This window comes from Bacillus sp. FSL M8-0063 (genome assembly GCF_038005545.1).
GTDB classification, from domain to species: Bacteria; Bacillota; Bacilli; order Bacillales; family Bacillaceae_G; genus Bacillus_A; species Bacillus_A wiedmannii.
Map to the genome: position 1 here is coordinate 1394271 of NZ_JBBOTJ010000001.1, position 15758 is coordinate 1410028.

The following is a 15758-nucleotide window of genomic DNA, read 5'->3' on the forward strand; positions in this document are numbered from 1 at the left end:
AAATAAACTTCTCTTGAATTGATTGAATTTTATTTTTTTTCGGAAAAACATGTTGACAATGAAAAGAACAACGTCCTATAATACGTTTAACAAATAAAAGTTAATTAAGAATTTTCCAACTTCATATGTTACATATGCAAAGAAGAGGAAAGTAGATGGTTATGATCGTTTCAGAGAGCTGCTCCTAGGCTGTGAGAGTAGTAACAATCGAATCATTGAAGATCACCTCGGAGCATCGCTTGCGAAAGGGAAACTGAGTAGAGGGCGACGGCATCGTCTCCGATAAAAGGACGGGGGTCTAATTGGACCTACAAAGCTTATATTTCGCGAGAAGTATAAGGAAGCTGAGTGGTACCGCGAAACTCTCGCCTCAGCAATCAAAGCTACTAAATTGTAGTAGTTGATTGCTGAGGCGAGAGTTTTTATTTTAAAAAATCGAATAAGAGAATGCGTAGAAGAGGAGAGTAAATGATAAAAATTGTTTCAGAGAGCCGCCTAGAAGCTGTGAGGGCGGTAACAATTTCATCATTGAAGATCACCTCGGAGCACTACTTTTGAAACTAGTAAAAAGTAGCGGAGTTGTTTCCGATAGAAAAACAAAAGTCTAATTGGACTTGCAGAGCTTATATTTCGTGAGAAGTGTAAGGAAGCTGAGTGGTACCACGATTCCCTCGTCTCAGCAATGGATTGCTACAAGTATGTATGTAATCGATTGTTGAGACGAGTATATTTTTAAGGTTTATATACTGAATATTCTGTTAAAAATACTCATCTCAGCAATCGATATAGAAATAGATTGCAAAAATAGAGAGAAAAAAAGAGGAGCGATGTGAGATGGGAAACCAGTACATTTATATGAATGGGGAATTTGTAGAAAAGGAAAAGGCAGTTGTTTCAGTATATGATCACGGTTTTTTATACGGAGACGGTGTATTTGAAGGAATTCGTAGTTACGGTGGAAATGTATTTTGTTTAAAAGAACATGTAAAACGATTATATGAATCGGCAAAATCTATTTTACTTACAATCCCATTGACGGTTGAAGAAATGGAAGAAGCGGTTTTACAAACGTTGCAAAAAAATGAGTATGCGGATGCTTACATTCGTTTAATTGTTTCACGAGGAAAAGGTGACTTAGGGCTCGACCCTAGAAGTTGTGTGAAACCGAGCGTTATTATCATTGCAGAACAATTAAAGTTATTCCCTCAGGAATTTTACGATAATGGATTAAGCGTTGTATCTGTTGCATCAAGACGTAATACGCCAGATGCACTAGATCCACGCATTAAGTCAATGAACTACTTAAATAACGTACTTGTAAAAATTGAAGCGGCGCAAGCAGGAGTGCTAGAGGCACTTATGTTAAATCAACAAGGATATGTTTGTGAAGGATCTGGAGATAATGTTTTCGTTGTGAAAGATGGAAAAGTGTTAACACCTCCTTCTTATTTAGGAGCGCTAGAAGGTATTACGAGAAATAGTGTTATCGAGCTATGTGAGCGACTTAATATTCGGTGTGAGGAAAGACCGTTTACTCGTCATGACGTATATGTAGCTGATGAAGTGTTTTTAACAGGAACGGCAGCAGAATTAATTCCGGTTGTAAAAGTTGATTCAAGAGAAATAGGAGATGGGAGACCGGGAAGTGTAACGAAACAATTGACAGAGGAATTTAAAAAGTTAACGAGAGAAAGAGGGGTACGTGTTCCAGGACTGGCGGAGAGCTTACTGTAGATAGGGAGAGGAGTTAATTAAAATGGAGCAGCATACAACATGTGAGAAATTACAGTGTGAAAATGTGACAGGTGCCGGACACGTTATTCAATGTTTGAAAAATTTAGGTGTAACGACTGTTTTCGGTTATCCGGGCGGAGCGATTTTGCCAGTATACGATGCGTTATACGGAAGTGGTTTGAAGCACGTTTTAACTCGTCATGAACAAGCTGCCATTCATGCGGCAGAAGGGTATGCGAGAGCTTCTGGAAATGTCGGGGTGGTCTTTGCTACCTCTGGACCAGGGGCGACAAATTTAGTTACGGGTTTAGCAGATGCTTATATGGATTCGATTCCTTTAGTTGTTATTACAGGGCAAGTTGCAAAACCTCTCATCGGAAAAGACGGATTTCAAGAAGCAGATGTTATCGGGATTACAGTACCTGTTACGAAGCATAATTACCAAGTTCGTGATGTGAATCATTTATCACGTATTGTACAAGAAGCTTTTTATATCGCCGAAAGCGGGCGACCGGGACCAGTATTAATTGATATTCCAAAAGATGTTCAAAATGAAAATGTAACAAATTTTTATAATGAAGTAATTGAGATTCCAGGATACAAAATAGAGCCTATGCCAGACAGTAGGAAGCTTAGAGAGGTGGCTAAAGAAATTTCAAAAGCAAAACGCCCACTTCTTTATATCGGCGGAGGTGTCATTCATGCAGGTGGATCAGATGAACTCATCCAGTTTGCGAGGGAGAATCGTATTCCTGTCGTTTCCACTTTAATGGGAATAGGTGCATATCCGCCGGGAGATTCGTTATTTTTAGGAATGCTCGGCATGCATGGAACGTACGCTGCAAATATGGCAGTAACAGAATGTGATTTATTACTTGCGTTAGGTGTTCGCTTCGATGATCGTGTAACAGGAAAATTAGAACTCTTTTCTCCGCATTCGAAAAAGGTACATATTGATATAGATCCTGCGGAGTTCCATAAAAATGTAACTGTGGAATATCCGATTGTTGGAGATGTGAAAAAAGCGTTACACATGTTGTTACATATGCCGATTAATACACAAACAAAAGAATGGCTTACGAAAATCGAGGAGTGGAAAGAGGAATATCCTCTTTCTTACAATCAAAAAGAATGTGAGTTGAAACCACAGCATGTTATTAGCCTAGTAAGTGAATTAACGAACGGTGAAGCGATTGTTACGACAGAAGTAGGACAACATCAAATGTGGGCTGCGCATTTTTATAAAGCGAAAAACCCACGGACTTTTCTAACATCTGGCGGACTAGGAACGATGGGGTTTGGTTTCCCGGCGGCAATTGGTGCTCAGCTTGCAAAAGAAGAAGAACTCGTCATTTGTATTGCAGGCGATGCTTCTTTTCAAATGAACATTCAAGAACTACAAACAATTGCTGAAAATAATATTCCTGTAAAAGTATTTATTATAAATAACAAATTTTTAGGGATGGTAAGGCAATGGCAAGAAATGTTTTATGAAAATCGTTTATCAGAGTCAAAAATCGGATCGCCAGATTTTGTGAAAGTGGCAGAAGCTTATGGAGTGAAGGGATTAAGAGCGACGAATTCAACCGAGGCGAAACAAGTGATGTTAGAAGCAATTGCTCATGAAGGTCCTGTCGTAGTTGATTTTTGTGTAGAAGAAGGTGAAAACGTATTTCCAATGGTTCCGCCAAACAAAGGGAATAACGAAATGATTATGAAGAGGTGGGAAGAATGAGCCATACTTTTTCACTCATTATTCATAACGAGCCAAGCGTCTTATTACGTATAAGTGGGATTTTTGCTCGGCGTGGTTATTATATTTCTTCTTTACATTTAAACGAAAGAGATACTAGTGGTGTTTCTGAAATGAAACTCACAGCAGTTTGTACTGAAAATGAAGCGACATTACTTGTTGATCAGTTGAAAAAATTAATTGATGTACTGCAAGTAAATAAATTATAGGGAGTGTATGGAATATGAAAACGTATTATGAGAAAGATGCAAATTTAGAGTTATTACAAGGGAAAACAATTGCGGTAATTGGTTATGGATCTCAAGGTCATGCGCAGGCACAAAATTTACGTAATTCTGGTGTGGAAGTTGTAGTTGGTGTTCGGCCTGGTAAGTCTTTTGAAGTAGCAAAAGCAGATGGATTTGAAGTAATGTCTGTTTCAGAAGCTGTTCGAACCGCGCAAGTTGTACAAATGCTATTGCCAGATGAACAGCAAGCACATGTGTATAAAGTAGAAGTAGAAGAGAATCTCCGTGAAGGACAAATGTTACTTTTCTCACATGGATTTAATATTCACTTCGGACAAATTAACCCGCCAAGTTACGTAGATGTAGCGATGGTCGCGCCAAAAAGTCCAGGTCATCTCGTTCGGCGTGTATTTCAAGAAGGAAATGGTGTTCCGGCATTAGTAGCAGTACATCAAGATGCAACAGGAACAGCATTAAGTTTAGCTCTTGCGTATGCAAAAGGTGTAGGCTGTACACGTGCAGGCGTAATTGAAACGACATTCCAAGAAGAAACAGAGACGGATTTATTCGGTGAGCAAGCAGTGCTTTGCGGCGGGGTAACGGCACTTGTGAAAGCTGGTTTTGAAACATTAACAGAAGGCGGATATCGTCCTGAAATTGCATACTTTGAATGTTTACATGAATTAAAGTTAATTGTTGATTTAATGTACGAAGGTGGTTTAACGAACATGCGCCATTCTATTTCCGATACGGCAGAGTTCGGAGATTATGTAACAGGGTCGAGAATTGTTACAGATGAAACGAAGAAAGAAATGAAACGAGTACTTACAGAAATTCAGCAAGGTGAATTCGCGAAGAAGTGGATTTTAGAAAATCAAGCTGGGCGACCAACGTATAATGCGATGAAAAAAGCAGAACAAAATCATCAGTTAGAAAAAGTAGGAGCAGAGCTTCGTGAAATGATGAGCTGGATTCACGCACCGAAAGAATTAGTAAAGAAATAGAATAAGAGATTATAAGTGAAAAATACGTAAGAGGGGATTTGACAAGATGAGAAGTGACATGATTAAAAAAGGTTTTGATAAAGCGCCGCACCGTAGTTTATTAAAAGCAACTGGTTTGAAAGATGAAGATTTTGATAAACCGTTTATAGCTATCTGTAATTCTTTTATTGAAATTATTCCAGGTCATAAGCACTTAAATGAGTTTGGGAAACTTGTTAAAGAAGCAGTGCGTGCAGCAGGTATGGTTCCATTTGAATTTAATACAATTGGAGTAGATGACGGTATTGCGATGGGGCATATCGGTATGCGTTATTCGCTTCCGAGTCGTGAAATCATAGCAGATTCAGTAGAAACGGTTGTAAATGCACATTGGTTTGATGGTATGATTTGTATTCCAAACTGTGACAAAATCACACCCGGTATGATGATGGCTGCACTTCGTATTAACATTCCAACTGTATTCGTTTCAGGTGGTCCGATGGCGGCTGGAAAAACATCTAAAGGAGAAGTTGTCGATTTAAGTTCTGTTTTTGAAGGAGTAGGAGCTTATCAATCTGGTAAAATTTCAGAAGAAGAATTAAAGGATATTGAAGATCATGGCTGTCCATCTTGTGGTTCTTGTTCCGGTATGTTTACAGCGAACTCTATGAACTGTTTATGTGAAGTATTAGGTTTAGCTCTTCCGGGTAACGGAAGTATTTTAGCCATCGATCCAAGACGCGAAGAATTAATTAAACAAGCAGCAGAGAAATTAAAGATTTTAATTGAAAGAGATATTAAACCGCGAGACATTGTAACGGAAGAAGCAATTGATGATGCGTTCGCACTTGATATGGCGATGGGCGGTTCAACAAATACAGTGTTGCACACATTGGCGCTCGCGCAAGAGGCTGGATTAGATTACGATATGAACCGCATTGATGCCGTTTCAAGACGTGTACCACATTTATGTAAAGTAAGCCCTGCTTCCAATTGGCATATGGAAGATATTGATCGAGCGGGCGGGATTAGTGCAATTTTGAAAGAGATGAGCCGAAAAGAAGGGGTACTTCATCTAGACCGAATAACGGCTACTGGGCAGACGTTAAGAGAAAACATTGCTCATGCAGAGATTAAAGATAAGGAAGTTATTCATTCTCTCGAAAACCCTCATAGTGAAGAAGGGGGATTACGTATATTAAAAGGAAACCTTGCGAAAGATGGGGCAGTTATTAAAAGTGGGGCAACAGAAGTAAAACGATTTGAAGGACCTTGCGTTATTTTTAATTCACAAGATGAGGCGCTTGCGGGCATTATGCTTGGAAAGGTTAAGAAAGGCGATGTAGTTGTTATTCGCTATGAAGGACCAAGAGGCGGCCCTGGTATGCCGGAAATGTTAGCACCAACATCAGCGATTGCTGGTATGGGATTAGGTGCAGATGTTGCGCTATTAACGGATGGTCGTTTTTCTGGAGCTTCACGTGGTATTTCGGTAGGGCATATTTCGCCAGAAGCAGCTGCGGGCGGAACGATTGCACTTCTCAAGCAAGGGGATATCGTTTGTATCGATGTTGAGGAAAGATTGTTAGAAGTAAGAGTTAGTGATGAAGAATTAGATAAGCGTAAAAAAGAATGGAAACGACCAGAACCGAAAGTGAAAACTGGCTGGCTTGGACGTTATGCACAGATGGTAACATCGGCGAATACAGGTGCAGTTCTAAAAATCCCGAATTTTGATTGAGCCAATTTAAAAGAGATAAGGATGATATGAAATGGTGCAGAAGGTAAAGGAGAGAGTGAAAATTGAAGATATCTTAATGGCTCATAATTGCATGAAAGATATCGTTATTAAAACACCGTTACAACGTGATACAGTTTTATCTGAGAAATATGATTGTGACGTTTATGTAAAAAGAGAAGACTTACAATTAATTCGCTCTTTCAAAATCCGTGGTGCGTACAATTTAATTCAAAGTTTATCGAAAGAACAATTACAAAACGGTGTTGTTTGTGCAAGTGCAGGTAATCATGCACAAGGAGTTGCTTATACGTGCAATTTATTGAAGATTCCGTCAAAAATCTTCATGCCAACAACGACACCTAAACAAAAAGTATCGCAAGTACAATTTTTCGGTGGTGATTTTGCAGAAATTGTATTAGTTGGTGATACATTTGATAGCTCTTTCCAAGAAGCGCAGCGCTATTGTGAGGATAATAGAATGACGTTTGTTCATCCGTTCGATGATTCGTATGTTATTGCTGGTCAAGGAACAGTGGCAGTTGAAATTATGCATGATATGGAGAAACCAGTTGATTATATCTTTACAGCAATCGGCGGTGGTGGATTAGCATCAGGTGTTGGTACATATGTTAAAGGTGTTAGTCCTGCTACAAAGATCATTGGTGTAGAGCCAATGGGAGCTGCATCTATGAAAGAGGCTTTTCTTCAAAATGAAAATGTCGCATTGGAGAAAATAGATAGTTTTGTTGATGGGGCAGCTGTTAAAAAGGTAGGGAAGTTAACATTTGAAACTTGTAAAGATGTAATTGATGATATTGTTTTAGTACCAGAAGGAAAGGTTTGTACGACGATTTTAGAACTGTATAAGAAAAATGCAATTGTAGCTGAACCGGCTGGTGCACTATCTATTGCAGCGCTTGATTTATATAGAGATGAAATAAAAGGTAAAACAGTTGTATGTACGCTAAGTGGTGGAAATAATGATATTGATAGAATGCAAGAAATGAAAGAACGTTCGCTCATTTACGAAGGGTTAAAGCATTATTTTATCATTGAATTCCCGCAGCGTTCAGGTGCGCTAAGAGAATTTCTTGATAAAGGGTTAGGGCCAGAAGATGATATTACGCGCTTTGAGTATATTAAGAAGCATAATAAAGAAAATGGCCCAGCACTAGTCGGAGTAGAGTTAAAACATAAAGAGGATTATGAGCAATTAATTACTCGTTTTAAAGAAAATAATATTCAATTTATGGAGCTTAATAAAAATCCTGTTTTGTTTGATTTACTTATTTAATAGAAGGAAAGAGTTAGCACCCAAATAAAAAAGATAGATACAAGCGGGGAAATATAATGCTTGTTCTATCTTTTTTAAAGTTAAACTAGATACTCATTAAATTCAAGAAGAATAAAGCTAGCTAACCAAAAAAATATCGCAATGCGAATAATTACATACATTGTAAATTCAAAGGGAGTAAGATTTCGCTCTCGCTTTATTTTTTTAAATAGTCTCACAGAATAAAAGGAACTTAAAAGTAGGATTGCTATAGACATTTTATAGATGTTTTCTAAGAGGTTTATATTTTCTAATAAGTCTTTTAGCATATTCATCACCTATCCTCTAATGTATGTTACAGAGAAATTTATCTTGCGCTGTCTAGTTGCGTTTATTTTTTATTTCCCCTGCTTCATCAATTTCTACGTCAGTTGAAATCGTTTGTAAATATTGTAGAGCTTTTTTCTTTTCTTCCTCATTTACAGGGGAAACTTGGTTGTTGCGAATGATGTAAGGATTGAATGACATTTGGACATCCTTTCCTTTAAAAGTTAAAGTTAATACGCCAGTTTCGGCGCTTTTCCCGCTCACATAACTTGGGAATAAAAAGTTTCCTAATGAGTAAGCGATAGGAACTTTATTATAATACTCAAATCCTTGTAACCAATGCGGGTGACTCCCGACAATCGCGTCAGCTCCTGCTTCAACCATTTTAGGTACATATTGTTTTTGGTATTCTACCGGACGATTTGATTTTTCAACGCCCCAATGCATATAGACGATTAAATAGTCTGCATCTTTCTTTTGCTCTTTAATTGTTTTTGTTACAAGATTTAAATCATATCCGTTTGCAACACCAGGTTTATTGTCACGAGCTACCCAATTCGTATCAGGCATAAATCGAACGAAGGAAAGAAATTTGAACTTTTTCCCTTTTACAGTCATTTCTCGTGCGGTATAGGCATCCTTTTCATTCTTTCCGGCTCCAATGTATGGGAACTTTAATTTTTCTACGTGAGAAATCGTGTCTAATAATCCATCTTGCCCATAATCAAGTGTATGGTTATTCCCGATATTTACGATGTCATATCCAGTGTTTTTTATAGCTTGTAGTGTGGATGGATCACTTTTAATCCAAAATAGTTGCCCAGGTGCTTTTTTTTCTCTCGTTGTAAATGCTGACTCTAAATTAACGAAAGAAATATCAGCTTTTGTTATTTCTTCTTTTACATGTTGGAATGGATAATCAGCGCCGTTTTTTTCGATTACAGGACGTAATTGCCAATCGAACATAGTATCACCAGAGAAGGTGAGTGTAATTTCCTGATCTTCTATTTTCTTTTCACTTGTTGAAGCGGTTTTACTAGATTTGTTTTGCAAATCGGGTTTGTCTTTCGCTTTTGAAGTAAAAGAGTAGTTAATTAATAAAACAATTGGTGTAATGCAAAAGGCTATTAACAGAAATCGTTTTAGTAAAGTTTTCATAAATACCGTCCCTTTTGAGTTTATACCGCAATTTGTGGGCAGTAAAACTCGCGCTAGTTAAAGTTTCACTTTATGTATAACTACAAAAAATTGCGGTTTATGTAGTGAAAAACATTTGTTAATATTCTCAATATTAAGTTAACATATAGATAACCTGTAAATCAATGTATAAACCAAAATATAGAAATAAAGAATTCGAAGGGTGAAGAATGAGAAATGGTTATATTAGGAGCAGTTGTAAATGGGGTTTGTATTATATTTGGTACTTTACTAGGTAAATTATTTAGTAGAATTCCAGAAAGTATGAAGGGAACAATTATGCATGCAATCGGTTTAGCGGTTACTGTGCTTGGACTTCAAATGGCATTGAAAAGTGAAAATTTTCTTGTTGTCATACTAAGTTTAGTTATTGGTACCGTCATCGGGGAATGGCTACAATTAGAGGGGAAATTAAAACAGTTAGGAGATTGGCTAGAAAATAAAGTTGGATCGAAAGGGAAAGGGAGCATATCAGAAGGTTTTGTAACAGCTACTTTAATTTTTGCAATTGGTGCGATGGGGATACTTGGTGCACTCGACAGCGGGATTCGCGGCAATCATGATATTTTATTTACAAAGGCGATTATCGATGGATTTATTTCTATTATATTAACGACAACTTTAGGAATTGGTGTAGTATTTTCGGCGATTCCAGTTATTTTATACGAAGGAGGGATTGCGGTTTTTGCAACACAGATTAATAGTTTGGTCCCGAAAGAATTAATGAATCAATTTATAGTGGAAATGACAGCTACAGGTGGTATTATGATAGCCGCTATTGGATTGAACTTACTTGGTATTATTAAAATTAAAGTGGCAAATTTACTGCCAGGTATATTGGTAGTTGGAATAATTGTTTCACTTATTTATGGTTACGGTTTAATAGTAAAGTAATAGGGGGTGGAGATACATATGGAGGAGTATAAATTTACAAAACGTGTTCATAACATATTGAAGATTGCAGCAGAAGAGGCAGAAAGTAATATCATTCAACCAGCTCATCTGCTTATAGGCATGTGTAAAGAAGGTGCTGGAGTTTGCAGCGAGTTGTATATGTATTTGTTTCGTAACGTGGGTACGGATTTTTTAGAAAAACTTTCATTACGAAAACAATACGATTTAACGGATCAAGAGTATAAAAAAATAGGACAATATAAGGTATCTTATAAGGTGCTAGAAATTTTACAAATAGCGAAGAAACGTATGGAACGTTTTCAGCAAGTAATAATGAATGAAGGGCATGTTATATATGCACTATTTCGTGTAAATACGTTTATTGAAAATGCACAAATACAAAGAGATATATTACGTATTATAGCTGAGCCAAGAGATTTAGCGGTTGATCTAAAATGTTTTGTTCCTACTTATAATGATTTAACTTGTACTGTTAGAAAGGCTAGCTCTTCTGATTTCGAAAAATTAGCAAGTTTTGTTGAGGCGGAATTTGGTGAACGTTGGCTGCATTCGATAGCGTATGGATTTCGTACATATAAAGATAATTTACCTATTTATATAGCAGAACAAGAAGAAGCGATAGTAGGCTTCGCTTGTTATGATGTAGTGAGAGGAAAGAAGGGATTGTTTGGTCCAATGGGCACAGCGAAACAAAATCGAGTGAAAGGTGTAGGGAAGCAATTGTTACATCGTTGTTTACATAGTATGAAGCAAGAAGGATATGAATACGTAATTATTGGACAAGCAGGTCCGATTGAGTTTTATGAGCGAAATTGTGATGCGCGTTTAATACCGTTAGAGAATAAGTAACCAACTCCATATAGGGGAGTTGGTTTTTTTATGAAAATAATGTAAAGATGTAGTGGTTTTTACTAGAAAATAGCGGGTTTTGTAGTAAATCTTACAAATAAAGCAAATTACTAAACTTTTTACAAGAAAGGGTGTAGAATGGGTATCTAAAGAAAGAAGGTGTGAAAATGGCCAGCTGGAAACGAAATTTAATGATTTGTTGGCTAGGTTGTTTTACCACTGCAGCCGGTATGAGTTTAGTAATTCCTTTTTTATCTTTTTATATTGAGGAATTAGGAGTAACTGGCACTTCTAGTATTGCACAGTGGTCGGGACTTGCATTTGGTATAACATTTTTAATGGGTGCGATCGTATCACCAATATGGGGAAAGCTGGGTGATATACATGGACGGAAATTGATGCTTATTCGTGCGAGCCTAGGTATGGCGATTATTATGACGCTTATGGGATTTGTAACGGATGTGTATCAATTAGTAGCACTAAGATTTTTAATGGGAGCAGTATCTGGTTTCCTTTCAACGGCGATGACATTTATTGCAGCAGAAACTCCGAAAGAACATTCAGGTTGGGCAATCTCCACAATTTCAACAGGTGGCGTGAGCGGTTCTTTACTTGGCCCATTACTTGGTGGTTATTTGTCTGAGTTAATTGGAATGCGCCATGTTTTTCTTGTTACAGGAGCTTTTTTATTCCTTTCTTTTCTCATCGTTTTTTTCTTCCTACATGAAGAGAATCACTCCGCTCAAGCAAAAAAAGTACAACAGAAAAAAGTATGGACGATGGTTCCAGCAAAGCATTTAATTATTAGTTTATTTGTAACAACATTTATTATTCAACTTGCGAACATGTCAATTCAACCTATTATTACATTGTATGTAAAGAATTTAGAAGGCCCAGGAACAGCTCATATTGAAATGATTGCAGGCGCAGTCATGTCTGCGACAGGTTTAGCGATTATTATGGCAGCTCCTAAGTTAGGTAGATTATCAGATCATATCGGTCCTCAAAAAACGTTAGTTGTAGCGTTGTTTGCTGCAGGAATTATTTTTATTCCGCAAGCATTTGTAACCTCAGCTTGGCAACTATTAATTCTTCGCTTTTTATTAGGTATTGCACAAGCAGGACTATTACCTTCCGTACAAACTCTACTAAAACAACATACACCAACCCATGTAACGGGAAGAATATTTGGGTATAATCAATCGTTTCAGTTTTTAGGAAATATGATTGGACCAGTACTTGGTGGACAAATTGCAGCACATGCGGGCTTCCAATATGTTTTCTTTTCTACTTCATCACTATTATTTATTGCGTGCATTTGGGTTTATTTTCACAATAAGAACGAAGAGGTATCAGAGAAACGACATTTGGAAGTTAGTTAACTAAGTGAATGAAAAAGAAAAAGGATGAAGCAACGATTGCTTCATCCTTTTCTTTAAAATTGGAGACAAAGATAGCTTAATGTACCAAGCTCGTAACTACGGTGAATGACTTCACCGTTATTATCGCCACTTCCCATAGCGATAAATAAAGGAACAAAATGCTCTGCTCTTGGTACTGCTAGTTGTGCATGAGGGGCATTTTTCTCCCAATTAAATAATGCATCTTTATCAGTAGTCTGCATATGTTTAATAATCCAATCATCAAACTCAATTGCCCATTGTTCGGGTGTCGTTTGATTCCATTTTAAAGCTCGTAAATTATGAACGGTAACACCGCTCCCGATTACTAAAATATCTTCTTGCCCAAGTCCTTTTAGTGCTTCTCCAATTTCAAATTGTTCTTTTGCAGGAAGGAATGGATTGACTGATATTTGGACGACAGGAATATTTGCTTCTGGATACATGCGGTGCAAGAGTGTCCATGAGCCATGATCTAAACCTCTCGTCATATTATGATGGACTGGAATACCTTTGTTTTTAAATTTTGTTTCTAACATAGATGCAATGTTAGAAGAGCCTTTCGCACGATATTTAATTTCATATAACTCAGGAGGAAAACCTCCAAAATCATAAATTGTTTCATATTCGTTATCTGATGAGGAAATCGTTAATACTTCACTTTCCCAGTGAGCAGTAAAAATAACAATTGCTTTCGGTTTATATGTTTCTCCAAGTGTTTTTAAAAAACTTGTATATTCTGTATCTTGAATAGCAAGCATCGGTGATCCGTGTGCTAAAAATAATGATGGCATCATAATAGAAACCTCCCAAAAATATAATAATTACTTTATGTAAGTTACTATATAATTTTATTTTAAATTCGTCAACATAATAGTTATAGAGCTAATTGGAAAAGTGCAGTATTTGTCATAATGAAAGCAATTGCATATAATACATAATAAGAATAATGAATGGATATTCATTTTTTGATATACATAATAGAGTTGGGGGCTGACGAAATGAACGTACAGGAAAGTTTCGTTACGGCATTGGATGGATCGGAAATTTATTTACGTAAGTGGCTACCAGAAAGAGATCCGCGAGGGATTATTCAAATTGCACATGGTATGACAGAACATGCAGGTGTTTATACAGACTTTATTGCTGCTTTATTAGAAGCAGGGTATGGTGTTTATGCGCATGATCATAAAGGTCATGGGAAAACAGTGAAAAGAGAAGAAGATTATGGTCATTTTGAACCAAATGTAGGTTGGAATGAGGCTGTGTCTGATGTTATTTTTGTATCAGAAACGATAAGAAAAGAGCAGACATGCCCGTTGTTTTTACTTGGACATAGTATGGGTTCTTTTTTATCAAGACGTGCTGTACAACTTAAAGGTGGATTATATGATGGATTCCTTATTTCAGGAACTGGTGGGAACCCGGGATTCTTAGGAGTCATTGGTCATAAAGTAGCGACAATCGAGATGAAACTACGCGGGGCAAAAACGAAAAGTCCGATGCTAAACTTTTTATCTTTCGGAAATTTCAATTCGCACTTTAAACCAAATCGTACGAAATTTGATTGGTTATCTTCAGATAATAATCAAGTTGATAAATATATTGCGGATCCTTTATGTGGATTTATTTGTACAACAAGTTTTTATCGTGAATTATTTTCTGGGGTATTAGAAGTAAATAAACTAGAAGAGTTTAAGAAAACACCGAAAAACCTTCCAATACATATTTTTTCAGGAAATCGTGATCCTGTTGGGGATATGGGGAAAGGTGTAAAAGAAGTATATGAAAATTATAAAAAATGTGGCGTGAAAGATGTAACATTGCGTCTATATGAAAATGGAAGACATGAAATGTTCCATGAAGTAAATCGAGATGAAGTATTTCAAGATTTGATTTCTTGGTTAGATGGACATATTGTATGAGAAGAAACCTCACTTTTTTCAAGTGAGGTTTCTTTAAGGAGACGGAGGAATAGTTATGAGTGAATTTGTAAATAAAGAGTATATAGAAATAGATTTTCAAGATGTTTTGATTAAAGAAGAGGAATTGAAAAATTGTACTTTCATAAAATGCCGTTTTAGAGGGATAGATGCATCGGAAGTTTCTACTGAAAATTGTAATTTTATAGAATGTGATTTTACCGGTGCTCTATTTAACGCTTCTATCCATCAAGGAACTACATTTGCGAATTGTAAGTTTGTTGGTGTGAATTTATTCGTATCGAAGTTTGAAGAATGTAAAATGACTGGCTCTGATTTTGAAGAAGCGAATTTAGATGGAATAACTATAATATCGGGCGATTGGTCATATACGAATTTAAGGTTCGCGAACTTAAGTAAACAAATGTTAAAGGGTATACGTTTAATTGAAGCTGACCTATATGAATGTAATTTAGAAAAAGCAGATTTACGTGAAGCAGATTTAACAGGTGCACAATTAGGTAAGGCGAAACTTAGTGGTGCAGATTTAAAAGGGGCGGTAGTTGATAGAATTGATTTTACAAGTTTTGATTTAAAAAATGTGAAATTAGATATAGCGCAGGCAGTTGCAGTAGCAAGATGTTATGGGGCTAAGGTGAACTAAATAATCTGTAAAACCGTTCAAATTGCTGAACGGTTTTATAAATCATAATAGTAGTATAATAGTAAATGAGGTGTTAATAATATGGAAGATAAAACATTAGGTATACTACTAGATGTTGTTGGGGAATTATTTTCAGATGAAATATCAATCGCCGTTTCAAATACGAAAGAATATATTTACTATCGACCAAGCAAACGAATTGATTTAAAGATTAGCACCGGAGATCCTATTAAGGAAGGGACGATTGCTCATAAAGCAATGATAACGAAGCAAAAAGCCTCTGAGTTTATTAACCGAGATGTTTTCGGTATTCCTTATCATGGAATGGCCGTACCTTTTTCAAATAATGGCAAGATTGAAGGTTGCGTGACGGCAATTTATCCCGCTTTAACGGATGGTAAGTCGGTCGTTACTTTAAAAACAACAGACGGCTGGGTTCCAGTTCCTTTCTCAAAGGTCATGTATTTAGAAGCTAAAGATAAAAAGACGTATGTGAATTCAGAAGAGTTAACAGGAACACATAAGTACTCGCTACAAGAATTCGAATACTTGCTGCCGAAAGATTCTTTTATTAGATGTCACCGTTCTTTTATTGTAAATGTTAATCATATTAAAGCGATTTACCCTGATACGCATTCTACTTTTTTACTTTCTATGGATAACGGAGAGAGGGTACCAGTGAGTCAATCATATGCTAGCTATTTTCGTAAGCTTCTAGGATTCTAAATGTTTCTGCTTTAGAACCTAGATTCGCTGTTTTATCTGAATTTTCG

15 protein-coding genes and 2 other annotated features are annotated in these 15758 nt (G+C 36.7%); of the genes, 12 read left to right on the forward strand and 3 right to left on the reverse strand.

What is annotated here, in order from left to right; translation table 11 throughout:
* Positions 1–130 precede the first annotated feature (130 nt).
* Positions 131–376: a binding site (T-box leader), on the forward strand.
* A 67-nt stretch (positions 377–443) separates the two neighbouring features.
* Positions 444–682: a binding site (T-box leader), on the forward strand.
* A 152-nt stretch (positions 683–834) separates the two neighbouring features.
* Genes ilvE through ilvA form a run of 6 tightly spaced genes read left to right on the forward strand, consistent with a single transcriptional unit; the run spans position 835 to position 7732 of the window.
* Positions 835–1734: a branched-chain-amino-acid transaminase gene (gene ilvE, locus MKX31_RS07220; RefSeq protein ID WP_088048511.1), complete on the forward strand. Its 900-nt coding sequence runs from the start codon at positions 835–837 to the stop codon at positions 1732–1734.
* Between the two features lie 22 nt (positions 1735–1756).
* On the forward strand, positions 1757–3469 hold the full coding sequence (gene ilvB, locus MKX31_RS07225; protein ID WP_064476432.1) for an acetolactate synthase large subunit: 1713 nt from the start codon (positions 1757–1759) through the stop codon (positions 3467–3469).
* Positions 3466–3696: an ACT domain-containing protein gene (locus MKX31_RS07230; protein ID WP_064476431.1), complete on the forward strand. Its 231-nt coding sequence runs from the start codon at positions 3466–3468 to the stop codon at positions 3694–3696. Before ilvB ends, MKX31_RS07230 begins: the two co-directional genes overlap by 4 nt.
* Before the next feature lie 14 nt (positions 3697–3710).
* Positions 3711–4718: a ketol-acid reductoisomerase gene (gene ilvC, locus MKX31_RS07235; protein WP_064476430.1), complete on the forward strand. Its 1008-nt coding sequence runs from the start codon at positions 3711–3713 to the stop codon at positions 4716–4718.
* Between the two features lie 46 nt (positions 4719–4764).
* The gene (gene ilvD, locus MKX31_RS07240) at positions 4765–6438 is read left to right on the forward strand and encodes a dihydroxy-acid dehydratase (protein WP_064476429.1); all 1674 of its coding nucleotides are present in this window, start codon (positions 4765–4767) and stop codon (positions 6436–6438) included.
* A 31-nt stretch (positions 6439–6469) separates the two neighbouring features.
* Positions 6470–7732 (forward strand): threonine ammonia-lyase IlvA, encoded by a 1263-nt coding sequence (ilvA, locus tag MKX31_RS07245; protein ID WP_064476428.1) that lies wholly within the window; start codon positions 6470–6472, stop codon positions 7730–7732.
* 80 nt (positions 7733–7812) lie between these two features.
* Here the strand turns inward: ilvA and MKX31_RS07250 are convergent, their stop codons facing one another.
* The gene (locus MKX31_RS07250) at positions 7813–8040 is read right to left on the reverse strand and encodes a hypothetical protein (protein WP_340981543.1); all 228 of its coding nucleotides are present in this window, start codon (positions 8038–8040) and stop codon (positions 7813–7815) included.
* Positions 8041–8092: 52 nt separating this feature from the next.
* Complete coding sequence (locus tag MKX31_RS07255; protein ID WP_088048513.1) at positions 8093–9196, reverse strand: CapA family protein; 1104 nt, start codon at positions 9194–9196, stop codon at positions 8093–8095.
* A gap of 216 nt (positions 9197–9412) precedes the next feature.
* Here MKX31_RS07255 and MKX31_RS07260 point away from each other — a divergent pair, with 216 nt between their 5' ends.
* The 3 genes from MKX31_RS07260 to MKX31_RS07270 all read left to right on the forward strand — a co-directional run bounded on the left by MKX31_RS07260 (position 9413) and on the right by MKX31_RS07270 (position 12381).
* On the forward strand, positions 9413–10129 hold the full coding sequence (locus MKX31_RS07260) for a DUF554 domain-containing protein (RefSeq protein ID WP_064476426.1): 717 nt from the start codon (positions 9413–9415) through the stop codon (positions 10127–10129).
* Between the two features lie 18 nt (positions 10130–10147).
* Entirely contained in the window at positions 10148–10999 is an 852-nt protein-coding gene (locus MKX31_RS07265; RefSeq protein ID WP_142289440.1) for a GNAT family N-acetyltransferase, read from the forward strand.
* A 167-nt stretch (positions 11000–11166) separates the two neighbouring features.
* Positions 11167–12381: a multidrug efflux MFS transporter gene (locus MKX31_RS07270; protein ID WP_000179291.1), complete on the forward strand. Its 1215-nt coding sequence runs from the start codon at positions 11167–11169 to the stop codon at positions 12379–12381.
* Positions 12382–12434: 53 nt separating this feature from the next.
* On the opposite strand, the gene MKX31_RS07275 is transcribed toward MKX31_RS07270, so the two are convergent.
* Positions 12435–13196: a DODA-type extradiol aromatic ring-opening family dioxygenase gene (locus tag MKX31_RS07275; RefSeq protein WP_000982936.1), complete on the reverse strand. Its 762-nt coding sequence runs from the start codon at positions 13194–13196 to the stop codon at positions 12435–12437.
* Between the two features lie 204 nt (positions 13197–13400).
* Between MKX31_RS07275 and MKX31_RS07280 the strand changes: the two genes are divergently transcribed.
* The 3 genes from MKX31_RS07280 to MKX31_RS07290 all read left to right on the forward strand — a co-directional run bounded on the left by MKX31_RS07280 (position 13401) and on the right by MKX31_RS07290 (position 15711).
* Positions 13401–14324, forward strand: a complete 924-nt coding sequence (locus tag MKX31_RS07280) for an alpha/beta hydrolase (protein ID WP_001102603.1) — start codon at positions 13401–13403, stop codon at positions 14322–14324.
* Between the two features lie 55 nt (positions 14325–14379).
* Positions 14380–14985 (forward strand): pentapeptide repeat-containing protein, encoded by a 606-nt coding sequence (locus MKX31_RS07285; protein WP_048561151.1) that lies wholly within the window; start codon positions 14380–14382, stop codon positions 14983–14985.
* Positions 14986–15066: 81 nt separating this feature from the next.
* Complete coding sequence (locus MKX31_RS07290; protein ID WP_000389704.1) at positions 15067–15711, forward strand: LytTR family DNA-binding domain-containing protein; 645 nt, start codon at positions 15067–15069, stop codon at positions 15709–15711.
* Positions 15712–15758: the final 47 nt, after the last annotated feature.

Coding starts and splice junctions, on each gene's coding strand:
- MKX31_RS07270 (WP_000179291.1), top strand. CDS start 11,167: ATGGCCAGCTGGAAACGAAATTTAATGATTTGTTGGCTAGGTTGTTTT.
- MKX31_RS07290 (WP_000389704.1), top strand. CDS start 15,067: ATGGAAGATAAAACATTAGGTATACTACTAGATGTTGTTGGGGAATTA.
- ilvD (WP_064476429.1), top strand. CDS start 4,765: ATGAGAAGTGACATGATTAAAAAAGGTTTTGATAAAGCGCCGCACCGT.
- MKX31_RS07265 (WP_142289440.1), top strand. CDS start 10,148: ATGGAGGAGTATAAATTTACAAAACGTGTTCATAACATATTGAAGATT.
- ilvB (WP_064476432.1), top strand. CDS start 1,757: ATGGAGCAGCATACAACATGTGAGAAATTACAGTGTGAAAATGTGACA.
- ilvE (WP_088048511.1), top strand. CDS start 835: ATGGGAAACCAGTACATTTATATGAATGGGGAATTTGTAGAAAAGGAA.
- MKX31_RS07255 (WP_088048513.1), bottom strand. CDS start 9,196: ATGAAAACTTTACTAAAACGATTTCTGTTAATAGCCTTTTGCATTACA.
- MKX31_RS07280 (WP_001102603.1), top strand. CDS start 13,401: ATGAACGTACAGGAAAGTTTCGTTACGGCATTGGATGGATCGGAAATT.
- MKX31_RS07285 (WP_048561151.1), top strand. CDS start 14,380: ATGAGTGAATTTGTAAATAAAGAGTATATAGAAATAGATTTTCAAGAT.
- ilvC (WP_064476430.1), top strand. CDS start 3,711: ATGAAAACGTATTATGAGAAAGATGCAAATTTAGAGTTATTACAAGGG.
- ilvA (WP_064476428.1), top strand. CDS start 6,470: ATGGTGCAGAAGGTAAAGGAGAGAGTGAAAATTGAAGATATCTTAATG.
- MKX31_RS07260 (WP_064476426.1), top strand. CDS start 9,413: ATGGTTATATTAGGAGCAGTTGTAAATGGGGTTTGTATTATATTTGGT.
- MKX31_RS07250 (WP_340981543.1), bottom strand. CDS start 8,040: ATGCTAAAAGACTTATTAGAAAATATAAACCTCTTAGAAAACATCTAT.
- MKX31_RS07230 (WP_064476431.1), top strand. CDS start 3,466: ATGAGCCATACTTTTTCACTCATTATTCATAACGAGCCAAGCGTCTTA.
- MKX31_RS07275 (WP_000982936.1), bottom strand. CDS start 13,196: ATGATGCCATCATTATTTTTAGCACACGGATCACCGATGCTTGCTATT.